Source organism: Nonlabens ulvanivorans (assembly GCF_032922765.1).
GTDB lineage: Bacteria > Bacteroidota > Bacteroidia > Flavobacteriales > Flavobacteriaceae > Nonlabens > Nonlabens ulvanivorans.
Map to the genome: position 1 here is coordinate 731,136 of NZ_CP136694.1, position 15,285 is coordinate 746,420.

The window sequence follows — 15,285 nt, forward strand, 5'->3', positions numbered from 1 at the left end:
CAGGTGATAAGCACTATCGTTTCGGTTTATTACTTAGCTAAATATAAATATTTTGCTTTTATCTTTTCTACTATAAACGCCAAATTTTATATTTAGCGGACTTTATTATAACTCACAGACTTTTCGGTTTAGCACAAATGCCCTATGTTTTTTATACAGTGTTAGGCACAGTTTTTATTTTCTTCAAGTAACCTTTTGCAACTGATAATCTTTTTCTATCGATAGTTGTTTTGAAGACTCTTTCAATATCTTTTATCTGTTTATCAATTGTTGGTGAATTTTCAAGCAAAGACCATAAATTCACTACACCTTTGAATTTATTTAAAATGCGTTTTTCTTTAATCTTATCCCAAGCTAAAAACCCTGCTTTTCCAGCAACCTTGCCAAGATTTAAATCTTTGAAAATATCATCTGCTGATTGAGTGTCAATCAAATTATCAACAGAATTTTCATAATTTGATTCTTTAGCGACATCTAAAAATCTAAACATAAGTCTAGTTGATTCATCACTATATTTTTTCACTAATACGGACCAAAACTTTTTATACTCTTTAACTGCGTCAATTTGCTCTTTTATTGTACTTGCGTCATTTAAAGTTTTCTCAAATTTTTCACAGCAATTTCTGAAGTCAGTAAAGTCCTCTCTTATTTCGTTAAGAACTTCTGGTATTCGTTCAATAGATTTTGTTTTGGAGAGTACTATGCTTACTAATGGCGGAATTGCTTGTAGTTCAGTACCGAAATGATTTTCAGCATCTTGAATTTTTTGACCTTGCAGCTCACTTAATTTGGAATATATCTCCTTTGAAATCGCTTTTTTGCCTAACTCTTTTAATTGCTCTTGATAAGTAAATACTGGCAATGCAGCTTGAACATTATGGTTTGTAATTGTATTGAAAAATGATTTAACGATTTCTAATGGCTGATTTGTTGTTTCTCCAATTAACACCTGACTTTTACTCCCAAATTCAGGTTGGTCTTTTCCAGCAAACCCTAAAGAGTAAGTTTTAACGCTGGCAATTGGCTTAGTAAAATCAGATAATATAAAGTTGCTTTTAATTCTTTCAGAATCTCTTTGTCTAAAGGTTTCTATTGCTTTTTGAGCAGTTTCGGCATCATTTTTTTCAACCTTATCTACATACACGCATTGTGTGATATTATTACCAAATCCGCCTACAGCAGATATGTTATTTGATTTAGACAACATATCTAAAATTGGTCTTCCATTCGGAAAGAGCACTTTTTTAGTGATTTCAATATGCTCTAATTCTCGCTGAGTTAAGATAAAATGACTTGAAAGTAAATATGATTCAACAAACGCATTGAAATTGAATATAAACTCAATAGTTGGTTTCCCATAGCCACCAATTACATAATCTAATTCATCTAATAGGTTAGAAGAAACTATGCAACTGTTATGTTCTATTGTAAGTTCGTTGTTCATTTTTTTTAATTGTGCCTAATGGCAAAGGTATAAGGTGAGTGAGGCGTTTTAGCCGGTACGCGTAGACCTTTTGGTTGTTGGTTAATGGTTGTGAAGTTACTGATTTTTGGAATAATCACAGCCTAGCTATAAGCCTTTAAAACGTCTCAATCGCCATTATACAACGTTCTTGTTTGTTTCCTAGCGGCTGGCGTGAATTGGGTAAGTACAAGCTGACTATTGCTCAAGAGGTTTTACAGCTTTGCCATTATTGTCTCCGACGAGCACAGCGAGAGGAAGACAGTTGAGTAGGTTGGGAGACTTGTGATTTATAATTACTAAAGCTGGTTGATCTTTTGCAGCGTTATTACAGCATGATAGTTTCTAATCCCAATAGCGTAATTATAAATTACAAAAGCGAAAACCTACGGCCGCAGGCAATGGACTAGAACGGTCTCGGCTATGAGTAGTTGCGTGTTTTAGCGATTAAATTTACAATTACACACCAAACTGAAAATCCGCGAGGATTTTCAGAAGTAGGTGAGAACAAGCAATTACTTATAGCCATTGTTAGCTACAGTCTTTATCTCATTCAAGTTCAAAGTACTTATTTTATAGCCACCATAAACTTGTTCATTAATCGTTTTATTTATTATTATTTTCGACAATGAATCTCTTTTCAATCGAGCAGTTTCGATTGTAGTAGATTCTAAAGTTGATATAATCTGATTTTTGGTTTTTAAATGAATGTAATTTATTGCTTTCTCTTCATTTCCAAATCGTTTAGCAGTTGTTAAAACAAGAGAATCAATTAAAGATAGATTTATGCTATATCTAACTTCAGCCATTTCTCCATCTTGAAATACTATTGAAATTGGTTGTGCAATATTTTTCTCCTGCAAACTATTCTCAGTCTTTGGATTAAGATAATTTTTAATGTAAATCATAGCTATACCTGCAATAATTATAATTAATACTCCAATGACAATTCGTTTAACTATTGACTCTGGTTTATTTGTATTGCCTTCAGGGTTGTTTTCGTTACTTTGATTATTATTGTTAACATTTATATTTTTTGCATTGTAGGTTTGTTCTAACTTTTGATTTTTATCCGTTTTGTTTTGAGCAAGCCACTCGTCAAAACCACCAAGTTCAACCGCTTCATAACCACTTTGAGTTAACCTCCAAGAATATTTTCCTTGTCGTTCAATTAAGCCAAAAGCCCTTAACTTATCTTTTGCTTTAAATATTTTTTTTGGAGAATCTTTAGAAAGAGAAATCCATCGATTTTTATCGATGTCTCTTAGTAATTCGTTCATATCTTTAGTTAATTCACTCATCTTCATTCAGATTGTAGCTAACGGATTTGTGTATGGAACGTAGCGTGTAAAAAGACACTAACTTTTCGGATTAACACAGAGCCGAATTTTTATATTTTGTTTTTAATTTTTCTCTATTTAAAAGCCAAATTAAAAATTTGGCGGTCTTTGCAGATAAGCAAAAACCCTTCGATCTAGCCTTTATTAGCTATGTTTTATACACCGTGTTGTAGCTCGTTTTTATTCTTTTATTTTAGTTTCACCTTTCCAAAAGCAAGCTATATCAAAATCTTTATATGGATTTTTACCACTCTTATTGATACACCATTGCCAGTCTACAATGTCGGTATCGGTCAACACTTTTAATTCCGAACCATTCTTGAAATCAATTGTCAAGTTTTTCATTTCATCCAAATCAATACGAGTTATCGCCTTTCTTAGATTAGCTGCTATAATTGTCGATTTAGAAACATCTTCTTTATCAACGCTAAAATTGAATTCATTATAGTTTTCCTTAAGAAATTCTGTTATTTTTCTTTCTTCTTTGAATTCAATAGTATGTGCTGAAAGCCAATAGTCTCCAATAAGCAAATCCCAAGTATCTCCAACACTAAATCGTGAGATAAATTGACCTAAGAGTTTATTGTTCAATATTTCTATTTCGTTTTCCATCTAATGAGCTACAATGGCAAAGGTATAAAGCGAGTGAGGCGTTTTAGCCGGTACGCGTAGACCTTTTGGTTGTTGGTTATTAGTTGTGAAGTTACAGAATTTTGGAATAATCACCGCCTCGCTATAAGCCTTTAAAACGTCTCAATCGCCATTATACAACGTTCTTGTTTGTTTCCTAGCGGCTGGCGTGTATTGGGTAAGTACAAGCTGACTATTGCTCAAGAGGTTTTACAGCTTTGCCATTCTAGTCCATTGAGTAGGTTGGGAGACTTGTGATTTATAATTACTAAAGCTGGTTGATCTTTTGCAGCGTTATTGCAGTTCTATAGTTTCTAATCCCAAGAGCGTAATTATAAATTACAAAAGCGAAAACCTACGGCCGCAGGCAATGGACTAGAACGTGTTTGTGTATGATTTCGTTGCGTGGTTAAGTAACGCCAAAGCAATTAATTATACACGTTGTTAGGCACTGGTTTTATTTCGATTAATTTTTTTATTCAGAGATAATCTGGTAAATCATTCCACTTATCAAGCATTTTGGCATAGAATCGAGCAGAATGGGTTGTTTCGTAATTCAGTCCGAGATTTCCAACTTCCAAATCTCCAAACATAGAAACTATCATTTCAATTTGGTCAGAGTTTAAGTCAATCAGATAAAAGTCAGTTTCCGCACTATTCGGCTTTTCGTGCAATTCAGGTTTTTGAATTTTGTTTTCCGATATTATTCGGTCAATTTCAGATTCAAGTTCCGTCAACTTATTAATTCCGAGTTGCTTTTTAGTTTCTTTTAGCGTTCCAAAATCAAGTACGTTTCCTTCTTTCGTTATTCTATTATATTCTTCTGTTCGCATTTTTGGTCAACTTGTGCCTAACGTGTTTGTGTATGATTTCGTTGCGTGTTTTAAGCACTAAAGTTAGCAAACAAATCACAGATAGAAAGTCCGCGAGGACTTTCGTAAGTAGGCTATAACTAGCAATGAATTATACACATTGTTAGCTACAGTTATTTTTAGTTTGCTGTTTAGGTTTTATTGATTTCATAAGCTCTTTCTTTTTGTAAGGCATTCTCATTGTTCTTCGATTACTAATAAACCCGTAATCATTCCACATCAATTCTGCACCATCTTCAATGTCTTCGTAAATCGGCAACAATTCTCCAATTCCAACAAAAATCCATTCCATTTCTATTTTGTCAGAATTCGTGAATTTATATTCTGCTTCTTTTCCAAGCTTCACAGCTTTATCAAATGCTTTTTCTGGTGAATCGGCTTTAATTAAATGATGATTTCCCCAAGTTGTAACTCTTCGCAAATCTTGCTTTTCATTTCGTTCAACAGGTTCACATTTTTCAATAATTTCGACTATGTACCAATTCCCATTTTTATTTGAAATTTTTTCTGCGTTTTCCATTATTCTCTTAAATATTTAGAAAATACATTTGCATAACGGTCGTCAAAACTCAATTTTGTTATATCCTCAAAATTGTGCTTTGTGTTTTTCTTATCCAAAATACCTTGAGCATTAAAATATCTTATCGAAATGGATTTTTTATTAATTCGCTTTAACTGTCCAATGCAAAAAAAGTTTTGTTTAGGATGTTCGCATTCTGATATAATTGTCAATTCAGTTGCTTTAATATCTTTCACGATTGAATTCCAATCCGTTAAATCAACTTTATATTTAGCTTTAATTTGACTTATTAATCCTTCTTCTTTTAATATCCGATGGATTGTTTTGTCGTTCTTATTATATCTAACGTGTTTGATTGTTTGAATCGGAATAACTTGATAGCCTAAAACTCTGAATTCGTCTGTTTCTTGAAGTAATATAAAATCAGGCGACTTATCGAGAATAAATCCAGTAGAGATTCCCTCAAAACTACCTTTTTTCCTTGTCAGCCTAACGTATAGTTTTTCAGAACAATGTTTGTTTAATTTTTCTATTACTTTCTCTTTTTTCAAGGTTCTGTTTTAATTGTGGCTAACGGTCGAGTATATGAAAAGTAGCGCTGAAAAAGCAGGCAAACCATTCGGTTATACTCAAGCCGAATTTTTTAATTTTGTTATTTATCTTTTCTCGTTTTAAATATACCAAATTTAAAAATTTGGCGACTCGGCAAATACACACAGACCTTTCGATTAAGCACTTTTTGCCCTATTTTTTTTATACATTGTTGGCACCAGTTTTTATCCGCATCCACCACAACCTCCGCATCCGCCACAGCCTCCACAACCTCCATCTGAACCACAACCGCTATCGCCTGAAGAATCATCAAATCCATTTACAGATTCTATAATCGGCATAAAGTCTGAATCATTTATAGCCATCAAATCAAATTGATTTTTCGTTGTATTATAATAGTATAAACTTGAATAACCATAATCTACCCAAATAGAGTCTGAATTTTCTTTTCTGAAATTTAATTTCTTTTTTTCAATTTGCTCGAAAATTTCGATTGGTATTTTAGGGATTAGTACAATGTTTCCATTAAGTGCAAGTAGCGTTTCTACAATTTTCGTATTCTTTTTAGTTGTATTTGTTTTAATTCGTCTTAATTCCCTTTTTATTTCTTTTTGAATTTTGATTCCATTTTCTGAAATCACTTTAATACCAAGTAGTTTCTGAATAAAATTTGATTTGAAATATTGTTTCATCCGTTTATCAGAATAGACGTATTTCAATTTATATTCTTCACTGCTCTTAACTTTTTCAAAAGCTGTTTTTAGCAGATTTGAGAGTTTTATTTTTAGTTCATTATCTCTTGTAAATACAGAAAGAAATATAGACTCGTGTTTGAGCGATTCATAACTAGAAAATGCTTTTCCAGTAATAATAGTTGGATTTTTCTTTTCTTTGTTTTTGGCTTTAGGGTCGACTTCTATTTTAAGAACTTCTTTTAGAATTAAATCAAAAAAAGTAACTCTTGCTAGCTTATCAACTTTCACTTCTGGATTGTCAATCAGCAAGATTTCGGCTGGTGATAAATTAGTTAATTCTTTAATCATACTTTTCGCAATTTTGGAATTACCCAATTTCTGTGAAGATTAACTCTTTTGAAATTCAACTCTCCAAATCTTACTTTCGAAGAAGGCCATATGTCTGCTGGCGGTTGTTTTTTAAAAATATTTGAATACAATTCTTTTGTTTTAGAATACCAATCTCCAAACTTCGCTTTTTCATTTTTTCCACCTTTCGTTGGTCCGTGATGAATTTCCCTAGATAATGTGTGTCGACAAAACTCTGTCCAATATGACCTAGTATAAAGAAGGTGTAAATGCCAAACTTGGTCAACTTGGTCAGAAGGTGTTAGCGGATGATCGGAAATGCAAATTAGAAAAATGAACTTTTTATATTCATTAATAACTCGAACACTATATTCATATTTCCATCCATTTTCTCTACATAACCTGTCAGTAAAAGTAAATGTAGATTCAAAATCATCCAATTGGAATTCTTCTATTTTATTCCATAATGTTTTTTGTTCTACTGTCATTTTTCAAATTGGTGCCAACGGTTTAGGCTATGAGTAGTTGCGTGTTTTAGCACTTAACTTTGCAAGTACACACCAAACTGAAAATCCGCGAGGATTTTCAGAAGTAGGCGAGAACAAGCAATTACTTATAGCCATTGTTGTGCGTTCGTTTTTTATTCTTTATTAAACATATTTTCATACTCTTTTACGTGGTGAGGAAATTCCTCTTCGTAAAATGGATATGGAATTCCGAATATTGATATTTCATATTCTTCATTATCCATTCCTGTTATTTGATTTCCAACTCCTTTAATTTCAATTCCATTGTCGCTCGTGATTTTGAGTTTTGGAATACTCATTGTAGAAATCATTTTGTCTTCTGGATAATCAGAGGCGATTTCGATTTGATTATTCAAACAGTATTCTTTGAAGAATTCGTAAGGCGATTCGATTCCATTAAATTCAATAAGTCCAAATACAACTCCCATAGACGCATCAGCTTTTTCCAATTCAGAAGTTCCGATTAGAGTTCCGTTCAAAGTTATGTTGTATAATTTACTCATAAATTGAAGCACCTTTTAAGATATGACTGAAATTTTCCCAAGTCGGATTATCCGCATTTATTTTCATTCTCATATTGTCATAGAAACCTTGAATATCTTCCGTATAAGCAATCATACTTTCTAAAAAATCAGAAAGATTGACGTTTTCCCAATTTTCTTTGTTTTGGTCAAAATCAGTTTTAAACTCCTTTAAAAACTCAATAAATTTTATTCTTGTCATTGTTTTTTGGGTTTGTCTTAAATGACGCACAACGTCTCTGTATATGGCTCGTAGCGTGCAAATTATGAAATTATTTTCGGATGAAGCACGAGCCGAATTTTTTAATTTTCTTATTACTTTTTTTTCTCAATAAGCCAAATTAAAAAATTTGGCGGACTGGTAAATATGCCTTAATTTCGATTAAGCAACTGATTAGCTATGAGCTATATACGTTGTTACCCAACGTTTTTTATTCCGATTTTGTTTTCAATCCAATCGTGAAAGTAAATCACAATTCCAATTACGAAATGAAAACCAATTAATACTTGACCTAATAATTCTGCTGAACCTTTTGAATACAATCCAAAAAGTCCAGAAACAATATGATATGCAGTTAACAAAAATAAGCCTGTATTAGATTTAGCACTCAAAATCCAAAAGATTAAGATTAGTTGAACAGCCAATCGTATAATTTGAGAAGGTAGCCTTTCTCCACCAACTTTATTATAAACCAAAATCATTAATATCAACTCAACATTTATAGTCAGAATTATTGCTAAAATTAAAACAGGTCTTTCTTTCATTTGTTAAATGCTATTATTTCCAAATTTGCCACCACTTTTTTTGAACTATACTTTCTTTAAATTCATTTTGCTCGTTTGTTCCTCTAAAATACCTATTAATAAATTCTTTATACGACTTTTCACTTTCATAGTCAGGATTTGTTTTTAAACTATAAAGAGTATTCAATAATTCAGTTTTCTTTTTAGAATCGTCTTTTTCCACAAATTCAATAACTTCATCAATTTTATGGCTCATATATAGCATTGACCTATCTAAAGTCGCACCAACATCCATATTTTTGGCCTCAAATTTTGCAGTATAAATTCGATAAACATCTCCTAAATTACCAAGATTGTACAAATAGAAACTTAATTGATATAAATTATCGTGTCTTCGTGTTTCTAATTCGCATTTTAACTCCTCGTCAAATAATAATCGGATAAGTTCAATGTCAGCATTTGAGAAATCAATCAGTAAGGCATCAACAATTTCAGTCCGCAATTCAAGGTTTTCATCAGCAATTCCTAAATCCGAACTTTTATTAAATCCGAAATGTTCGGTTAAGGTAGTTGCTGAAAATCCATTTACTCGACTTTTTTCTATTATTTCGCTGGCTGTCATCAAATGTTGGGTAATGGCAAAGGTATAAGGCGAGTTAGGCGTTTTAGCCGGTACGCGTAGACCTTTTGTATGTTGGTTATTGGTTGGTGAAGTTACTGAATTTATGAATAATCACAGCCTCGCTATAAGCCTTTAAAACGTCTCAATCGCCATTATACAACGTTCTTGTTTGTTTCCTAGCGGCTGGCGTGTATTGGGTGAGTACAAGCTGACTCTTGCTCAAGAGGTTTTACAGCTTTGCCATTATTGTCTCCGACGAGCGCAGCGAGAGGAAGACAGTTGAGTAGGTTGGGAGACTTGTGATTTATAATTACTAAAGCTGGTTGATCTTTTGCAGCGTTATTGCAGCATGATAGTTTCTAATCCCAAGAGAGTAATTATAAATTACAAAAGCGAAAACCTACGGCCGCAGGCAATGGACTAGAACGTGTTTGTATATGGTTTGTTGCGTGGTTTAGCACGTAATTTAGCAAATAAAAACCGAATAGAAAATCCGCGAGGATTTTCGTAAGTAGGCTAGAACTAGCAATAAATTATATACGGTGTTACCACACGTTTTTATTATTCATTTCAGAAAATCAGTCTTTCGATTTGACTTCTGATTGAGAAAAGAAAAATCAAAATCAAAAGTGTAATTAAATTTGTCTTGAAATTCACGTATTCCTGTTTTCTATATTCTTTTAATATTCTATAAACTAAAAATCCGCCAACAAGTATAATCGGTAGATAGTTTAAAATTAAATCAACATACCATAATTCCGAAATCCGACTTGCAGTTGCTCCTTCTCCATAAATTCCCCAAAAAGCAAATATCTCAATCAAAATCAGAAGTAACAGAATTCCGAAAAATAGAACTGACCTAATTCCGATTCCGATAAAATTGGTTTTAATTTTTAAAAATTCAGACATATTCATCCAGAAAAAGTTTCAGTTGTTAAATTCAAACAGATGATTGCAGAAATTATATGAATTCCGATTAAGTAAAATTTCCATTTCGGTTTTTTAGTCAGAATTAGAGCGTAGATTGGAATTTGAATAATAGCAATTATTGTCGGTAAGATTCCAATTCCGTTTTTTGTCAAAATAGCAATTAACATTGTAAATGGATAAACAACTTTCGCTGGTAAATAAGTTCCGTGTCCTCCACCCATCGCAAATACTACAATGACTAATAAAATAAATGTTATTAAAATGGTAGTTCCAATTTTCATTTCAAATGTGTGGCAATGGCAAAGGTATAAGGCGAGTGAGGCGTTTTAGCCGGTACGCGTAGACCATTTGTTTGTTGGTTATTGTTTGTGAAGTTACAGATTTTATGAATAATCACAGCCTCGCTATAAGCCTTTAAAACGTCTCAATCGCCATTATACAACGTTCTTGTTTGTTTCCTAGCGGCTGGCGAGTATTGTGTAAGTACAAGCTGACTATTGCTCAAGAGGTTTTACAGCTTTGCCATTCTAGTCCATTGAGTAGGTTGGGAGACTTGTGATTTATAATTACTAAAGCTGGTTGATCTTTTGCAGCGTTATTGCAGTTCAATAGTTTCTAATCCCAAGTGAGTAATTATAAATTACAAAAGCGAAAACCTACGGCCGCAGGCAATGGACTAGAACGGTTTTGTGTATGATTTCGTTGCGTGGTTTAAGCACTAAAGTTAGCAAATAAATCACAGATAGAAAGTCCGCGAGGACTTTCGTAAGTAGGCTATAACTAGCAATAAATTTTATACGGTGTTAGCTGTAGGTTTTACCAATCAGGAGTATCACTTAGTAAAATGTCTATATTTTCACCAATTAACGTGTCTTGGGTCATTCCAGCTTTTTTAAATTCAATTAGTTTATAGTTATCAATTTTATATTTTTTAATCACTCGAAATCGTGCTGTATTAAAATTCCCAGTTGGTGTTTCTAATTTTAAGATTCCTTTTTCAACAATATAATATCCAATATGACTTGCTTTGTTTAAATTTCTTATCTCTAACTCCTCTTTTTTCCCATGGAAAATTGCGTATTGACCATTTGGGAACAATCTTAAAAATTCATGGTAAAACCAATTAATAGATTTGTCTTCATAATAGTTATAGTAGACTTTTTTTATGTCTATTTGATTCAGCATTTGAGTATCGAATTTAGTCTGATACTTCTTTTTAACTAACTCTTTCCGTCCATAATTATTTATTAAAACATACTTTTCATATCCATTAATCATTTCAAATAATCCGCAAGAATTCAATGTAAAAAAAAGTCCAATTAAAATAATTTTCTTCATTAGATTGTTGAATTGAAGTGGTTTGAGTTTCTACTTACAGGTAACGTTGTTGTGTATGATTTCGTTGCGTGTTTCAGCAACTAATTTAGCAAATAAATCACAGATAGAAAGTCCGTGAGGACTTTCGTAAGTAGGCTAGAACTAGCAATGAATTATACACGGTGTTGTAAATAGTACTTTTCCGCTATTTTCTTAACCAACCTAAAATTCGGTCATTATTTATTTTCCATTTTCCGTTTTCATTTATCAAGTTATATTTTTCTCTTGAATTTCCAAAAGGTCCTGGGTTTTGTTGAATAATCTCAACTTCGTTTTCGGTTACTTTAGAAACAATTGAAACGTGTCCATATTTATTCAGCGTTGTGGCAGAATAAATGACTAAATCATTTACTTTCGGTTTGGATTTACTTGAATTCTTATACTGCTTTAAATTCCGCTGTTTGTTTATTTGTCCGTCCTTAATTTGTGAGTTGAAAAAGTCTTTTGCGTGTCCATAACTGTCAGGCATTTTATGATTCAGTTCTTCGTAATAATATCGTTTTACGAATTCCACGCATTGATATTTCAGTCCAAGATTATAACCATCTTTCGATAAAGCTCTTCCGTCCACATTTCCAACTCCTCCATTATAATAAACTGCAACTCCGTTCAGGCTATCAATTTTTTGTCCGACTTCATAATTCGGATTCAGATTGATTTTTTTAGAAATGAAAAACCCAATAACAAGTAAAATCAGAATACCAAGTAAGAGTAAAAGTTGTTTTTTCAATTCGTTCGTGATGTTTTTGGGTATTATTTACAATGGCAAAGGTATAAGGCGAGTGAGGCGTTTTAGCCGGTACGCTTTGACCTTTTGGTTGTTGGTTATTGGTTGTGAAGTTACAGATTTTTGGAATAATCACAGCCTCGCTATAAGCCTTTAAAACGTCTCAATCGCCATTATACAACGTTCTTGTTTGTTTCCTAGCGGCTGGCGTTTATTGTGTAAGTACAAGACGCCAATTGCTCAAGAGGTTTTACAGCTTTGCCATTCTAGTCCATTGAGTAGGTTGGGAGACTTGTGATTTATAATTACTAAAGCTGGTTGATCTTTTGCAGCGTTATTGCAGTTCAATAGTTTCTAATCCCAAGAGAGTAATTATAAATTACAAAAGCGAAAACCTACGGCCGCAGGCAATGGACTAGAACGGTTCGTATAAACAACGTAGGGCAGGTGATAAGCACTAGCGTTTGGGTTTATAACTTAGCTAAATATAAAACTTTTGCTTTTAATATTCACCTAAATGCCAAATTTTATATTTGGCGGACTTTGTTAATATTCGCAGACCTTTCGGTTTAGCACAAATGCCCTATGTTTTTTATACATTGTTACCTGCTGGCTTTTTTAGTATGACAATTCCCAACATTTTTCAAGAGCTTGAAAACAAATACCTAATTCATTTTCAAATTGTGCTTGTGATATATTAAGACCAACGTGTTTTGCTAATTTCTTCTTTTTTGAACCTGTTATTATTTTTTTTCCATTTTCATTTACAGCATCAAGTTCTTCTTGTGTTTTTCTCCAGTTTCCATATACAGGACATTCTTGATTTGGATATGATTGTTCAAGGTCTCTTCCTACTAATTGAAAAAATTGTCCGTTTTGATTTAGTGACTTATAGTTTTGGTGAAATTGATTTACTCCTCCTATTGTTTGTTCACTTGGTTCATCTATTAAAATAATAGTTTTTGCACCATAGATACTTGAGTTTAATGGAATAAAAGCTTTTTCAATTGCATTAATTGTTCTTTCGACTTGGTCAATATCTCCATTAGCTTTAATTATTTGAATCCTAGGTTTGTTTGAGTAAAATCTCTTAATGACCCTTGTTAATAATTCAAACTCTGATTGTCCCTCTACAATCATAAAGTTTTTGGGTAAAAGCAAATCGCTAGGACTACCTCCTAAAAGTTCAAATACAACATATGGTTTATCTAAATCAGTAGTTAATTCAAACTCTGTTTGACCTTCTAGCTTTTCTACTTTTAAAATTGATTGATTTTCAAAGTTATCTGCAACAAAAACTGAGGAATGTGTATTTATAAAAACTTGGTCATTGTTATTTGACAATGTATGTAACACATCCTTTAGTTTTCTTTGTGCTGTAGGATGTAAATGAAGTTCAGCTTCGTCAATAAAGAATAAAAAAGATTTACCTAAATCATCATTAGATTTTCTAAAATCTGCATAAGCTTGGATTATGGCTAGCATTAATGCTCTTTGCATTCCATCTCCTTTTTCTTCCGCTGTTGTTTCAACACCATCATCTATGGTTGTTTCGAAATTTTTGAGTAAGTCATCAAAAACAGGAGCAGTAACTTCGAATTTTACTTTTGTACAATCAGGAAATTGTTTTTCTAAATAGACTTGGACTTTGTTTCCAACATTATCAAATTCTGTTTTTATTTCTGATGTATCATCTTCAAATAATTCTCTAAATTTAGTTTGAAATTCCTGATACTGAACATTTTCTTGTAAGATTGCAGAAAGAACACCTGATAACATAATTCCCATTGGTGTAGTTTTTCCATATTTAGCTACTGCATCATAATATTGTTTAGTTGTAACATATTCAAATTTAGGTAAGAAGTCATTTAAAGCTTTGTCAAAACCTGTCCCTGGATTAACTTCTTCACCGTTTACTACAAATTTTCTTTTTTTAGCATCAATTGAGCTTCTAGAAACAACTACTGTATCATTTTCGGATAATGCATTTAATATCTTAGTTTTATTAGCTTGATTTTGCATATTTTCAGCACCTTGTTGAGCTCCTGAAAATTCTAATTCAACAAAAATTTCATTTGTAGATTGTCTTTTATATTTTAATTCAGTAATGTTTTGTCCTCTTCCTAATCCATTATAGAAAAATTGAATTGCCTCAAAAAAATTAGTCTTTCCACAATTATTCTGTCCAACAGCAATATTAAAATCTGAGGTGTTAAATTCAGTATTCTTTATTGAACGAAAGTTTTCAATTTTAATTCTGGTTATTTTCATTTGTTTTTTTGCTTGCAGGTAACGTGTTTGTGTATGAATAGTTGCGGTTTTGTGTGCGAGGAATTTCCGAAGGAAATTCAGACGTAACAAAAATGCAACAACCTTTGTTTTAGCCTAAAATAAGCAATTTTTTATACACGTTGTTACCTGTAGTTATTTATTCAAATTCTCTTTTCAGTAACTCAATCAGTTCGTTAGATTCCGCAATATTTTTTTCAAATAAACGCAGAGCTTCTCTTACTTTTGGATATTCATCTACAAATTCAATTCCGTCAACTTCTTTCAAATTAAAACTGTCCATTATTTTCAGAAATGACTCTTGGTCAACTCCCCAAAATTTAATGTATTTAGATTCGGGAACAAATATTTCAATCAGTTCAGATTCCGAGTGAAAAATCATTCCAAAATCAATAAACGTGTCTGATGTGATTTCCGTTTTGTATTTATTCAGAAATTCAAGAGTATTAGTTTTTTCAGAGTATTTTCCGTAATTCGGTTCAGAATCCACGTGATTAAAAATCAATGAAATTTCATTTGGTAATTCGTTACTCAATTCAAGTATTAAATTCCAAAGTTTTGAATTGTCAATATTGATTTCCGCATAAAAATTGAAGGCTAAATTTGAGTGTTCAGGATTATCATCTTTCGGCAAAATTTTATAGCCTTCCACAATTTTTGCAGTTTTCCGTAATTCAAGTCTTTCCTTAACTGAAGAGTTCATAGGTACTTCATCCATTTCTGGTGGACGAAGTGTTTTAGGAAGTTCTAAAGTTGGTTTCATAATTACAGGTAATGGCAAAGGTATAAGGCGAGTGAGGCGTTTTAGCCGGTACGCTTTGTCCTTTTGGTTGTTGATTAATGGTTGTGAAGTTACTGATTTTTGGAATAATCACAGCCTCGCTATAAGCCTTTAAAACGTCTCAATCGCCATTATACAACGTTCTTGTTTGTTTCCTAGCGGCTGGCGTGTATTGTGTAAGTACAAGACGCCAATTGCTCAAGAGGTTTTACAGCTTTGCCATTCTAGTCCATTGAGTAGGTTGGGAGACTTGTGATTTATAATTACTAAAGCTGGTTGATCTTTTGCAGCGTTATTGCAGTTCTATAGTTTCTAATCCCAAGAGTGTAATTATAAATTACAAAAGCG

At 32.4% G+C, this 15,285-nt stretch carries 18 protein-coding genes; all 18 read right to left on the reverse strand.

Annotation, left to right across the window (positions count from 1 at the left end; genetic code table 11):
* Positions 1-151: 151 nt before the first annotated feature.
* The 18 genes from R1T42_RS03300 to R1T42_RS03385 all read right to left on the reverse strand — a co-directional run bounded on the left by R1T42_RS03300 (position 152) and on the right by R1T42_RS03385 (position 14,919).
* Complete coding sequence (locus R1T42_RS03300) at positions 152-1,444, reverse strand: hypothetical protein (RefSeq protein WP_317291290.1); 1,293 nt, start codon at positions 1,442-1,444, stop codon at positions 152-154.
* Positions 1,445-1,977: 533 nt separating this feature from the next.
* Positions 1,978-2,763, reverse strand: coding sequence for a hypothetical protein (locus R1T42_RS03305; RefSeq protein ID WP_317291291.1), 786 nt, complete (start codon positions 2,761-2,763; stop codon positions 1,978-1,980).
* A gap of 219 nt (positions 2,764-2,982) precedes the next feature.
* Positions 2,983-3,414 carry a hypothetical protein gene (locus R1T42_RS03310; RefSeq protein WP_317291292.1) on the reverse strand — a complete coding sequence of 144 codons (432 nt, stop codon included), beginning with the start codon at positions 3,412-3,414 and terminating at the stop codon, positions 2,983-2,985.
* A 497-nt stretch (positions 3,415-3,911) separates the two neighbouring features.
* A complete protein-coding gene (locus R1T42_RS03315; protein WP_317291293.1) occupies positions 3,912-4,265 on the reverse strand; it encodes a hypothetical protein in 354 nt (117 codons plus the stop codon).
* 142 nt (positions 4,266-4,407) lie between these two features.
* Positions 4,408-4,824 (reverse strand): DUF4288 domain-containing protein, encoded by a 417-nt coding sequence (locus R1T42_RS03320; RefSeq protein ID WP_317291294.1) that lies wholly within the window; start codon positions 4,822-4,824, stop codon positions 4,408-4,410.
* Positions 4,824-5,375: a hypothetical protein gene (locus R1T42_RS03325; RefSeq protein WP_317291295.1), complete on the reverse strand. Its 552-nt coding sequence runs from the start codon at positions 5,373-5,375 to the stop codon at positions 4,824-4,826. Before R1T42_RS03325 ends, R1T42_RS03320 begins: the two co-directional genes overlap by 1 nt.
* 225 nt (positions 5,376-5,600) lie before the next feature.
* Entirely contained in the window at positions 5,601-6,419 is an 819-nt protein-coding gene (locus tag R1T42_RS03330; protein WP_317291296.1) for a hypothetical protein, read from the reverse strand.
* Positions 6,416-6,907 carry a glycine-rich domain-containing protein gene (locus R1T42_RS03335; protein ID WP_317291297.1) on the reverse strand — a complete coding sequence of 164 codons (492 nt, stop codon included), beginning with the start codon at positions 6,905-6,907 and terminating at the stop codon, positions 6,416-6,418. Before R1T42_RS03335 ends, R1T42_RS03330 begins: the two co-directional genes overlap by 4 nt.
* A gap of 152 nt (positions 6,908-7,059) precedes the next feature.
* On the reverse strand, positions 7,060-7,449 hold the full coding sequence (locus R1T42_RS03340; protein WP_317291298.1) for a hypothetical protein: 390 nt from the start codon (positions 7,447-7,449) through the stop codon (positions 7,060-7,062).
* Positions 7,442-7,669 (reverse strand): DUF7660 family protein, encoded by a 228-nt coding sequence (locus R1T42_RS03345; RefSeq protein WP_317291299.1) that lies wholly within the window; start codon positions 7,667-7,669, stop codon positions 7,442-7,444. Before R1T42_RS03345 ends, R1T42_RS03340 begins: the two co-directional genes overlap by 8 nt.
* A gap of 215 nt (positions 7,670-7,884) precedes the next feature.
* Positions 7,885-8,232 (reverse strand): hypothetical protein, encoded by a 348-nt coding sequence (locus R1T42_RS03350; protein WP_317291300.1) that lies wholly within the window; start codon positions 8,230-8,232, stop codon positions 7,885-7,887.
* Positions 8,233-8,245: 13 nt separating this feature from the next.
* A complete protein-coding gene (locus R1T42_RS03355; protein ID WP_317291301.1) occupies positions 8,246-8,833 on the reverse strand; it encodes a hypothetical protein in 588 nt (195 codons plus the stop codon).
* Between the two features lie 570 nt (positions 8,834-9,403).
* Positions 9,404-9,748 (reverse strand): hypothetical protein, encoded by a 345-nt coding sequence (locus R1T42_RS03360; RefSeq protein ID WP_317291302.1) that lies wholly within the window; start codon positions 9,746-9,748, stop codon positions 9,404-9,406.
* A complete protein-coding gene (locus R1T42_RS03365; protein WP_185099606.1) occupies positions 9,745-10,044 on the reverse strand; it encodes a hypothetical protein in 300 nt (99 codons plus the stop codon). Before R1T42_RS03365 ends, R1T42_RS03360 begins: the two co-directional genes overlap by 4 nt.
* 535 nt (positions 10,045-10,579) lie before the next feature.
* Positions 10,580-11,101: a hypothetical protein gene (locus R1T42_RS03370; RefSeq protein ID WP_317291303.1), complete on the reverse strand. Its 522-nt coding sequence runs from the start codon at positions 11,099-11,101 to the stop codon at positions 10,580-10,582.
* 184 nt (positions 11,102-11,285) lie between these two features.
* On the reverse strand, positions 11,286-11,870 hold the full coding sequence (locus R1T42_RS03375; protein ID WP_317291304.1) for a CHAP domain-containing protein: 585 nt from the start codon (positions 11,868-11,870) through the stop codon (positions 11,286-11,288).
* A 615-nt stretch (positions 11,871-12,485) separates the two neighbouring features.
* Positions 12,486-14,138: an ATP-dependent nuclease gene (locus R1T42_RS03380; protein ID WP_317291305.1), complete on the reverse strand. Its 1,653-nt coding sequence runs from the start codon at positions 14,136-14,138 to the stop codon at positions 12,486-12,488.
* A 157-nt stretch (positions 14,139-14,295) separates the two neighbouring features.
* A complete protein-coding gene (locus R1T42_RS03385) occupies positions 14,296-14,919 on the reverse strand; it encodes a hypothetical protein (protein ID WP_317291306.1) in 624 nt (207 codons plus the stop codon).
* Positions 14,920-15,285: the final 366 nt, after the last annotated feature.

Excerpts from the sequence above, each read along its gene's own strand:
- R1T42_RS03330 (WP_317291296.1), bottom strand. The coding sequence starts at position 6,419 with ATGATTAAAGAATTAACTAATTTATCACCAGCCGAAATCTTGCTGATT.
- R1T42_RS03315 (WP_317291293.1), bottom strand. The coding sequence starts at position 4,265 with ATGCGAACAGAAGAATATAATAGAATAACGAAAGAAGGAAACGTACTT.
- R1T42_RS03360 (WP_317291302.1), bottom strand. The coding sequence starts at position 9,748 with ATGAATATGTCTGAATTTTTAAAAATTAAAACCAATTTTATCGGAATC.
- R1T42_RS03355 (WP_317291301.1), bottom strand. The coding sequence starts at position 8,833 with ATGACAGCCAGCGAAATAATAGAAAAAAGTCGAGTAAATGGATTTTCA.
- R1T42_RS03300 (WP_317291290.1), bottom strand. The coding sequence starts at position 1,444 with ATGAACAACGAACTTACAATAGAACATAACAGTTGCATAGTTTCTTCT.
- R1T42_RS03365 (WP_185099606.1), bottom strand. The coding sequence starts at position 10,044 with ATGAAAATTGGAACTACCATTTTAATAACATTTATTTTATTAGTCATT.
- R1T42_RS03340 (WP_317291298.1), bottom strand. The coding sequence starts at position 7,449 with ATGAGTAAATTATACAACATAACTTTGAACGGAACTCTAATCGGAACT.
- R1T42_RS03305 (WP_317291291.1), bottom strand. The coding sequence starts at position 2,763 with ATGAGTGAATTAACTAAAGATATGAACGAATTACTAAGAGACATCGAT.
- R1T42_RS03370 (WP_317291303.1), bottom strand. The coding sequence starts at position 11,101 with ATGAAGAAAATTATTTTAATTGGACTTTTTTTTACATTGAATTCTTGC.
- R1T42_RS03310 (WP_317291292.1), bottom strand. The coding sequence starts at position 3,414 with ATGGAAAACGAAATAGAAATATTGAACAATAAACTCTTAGGTCAATTT.
- R1T42_RS03335 (WP_317291297.1), bottom strand. The coding sequence starts at position 6,907 with ATGACAGTAGAACAAAAAACATTATGGAATAAAATAGAAGAATTCCAA.
- R1T42_RS03385 (WP_317291306.1), bottom strand. The coding sequence starts at position 14,919 with ATGAAACCAACTTTAGAACTTCCTAAAACACTTCGTCCACCAGAAATG.
- R1T42_RS03350 (WP_317291300.1), bottom strand. The coding sequence starts at position 8,232 with ATGAAAGAAAGACCTGTTTTAATTTTAGCAATAATTCTGACTATAAAT.
- R1T42_RS03320 (WP_317291294.1), bottom strand. The coding sequence starts at position 4,824 with ATGGAAAACGCAGAAAAAATTTCAAATAAAAATGGGAATTGGTACATA.
- R1T42_RS03345 (WP_317291299.1), bottom strand. The coding sequence starts at position 7,669 with ATGACAAGAATAAAATTTATTGAGTTTTTAAAGGAGTTTAAAACTGAT.
- R1T42_RS03380 (WP_317291305.1), bottom strand. The coding sequence starts at position 14,138 with ATGAAAATAACCAGAATTAAAATTGAAAACTTTCGTTCAATAAAGAAT.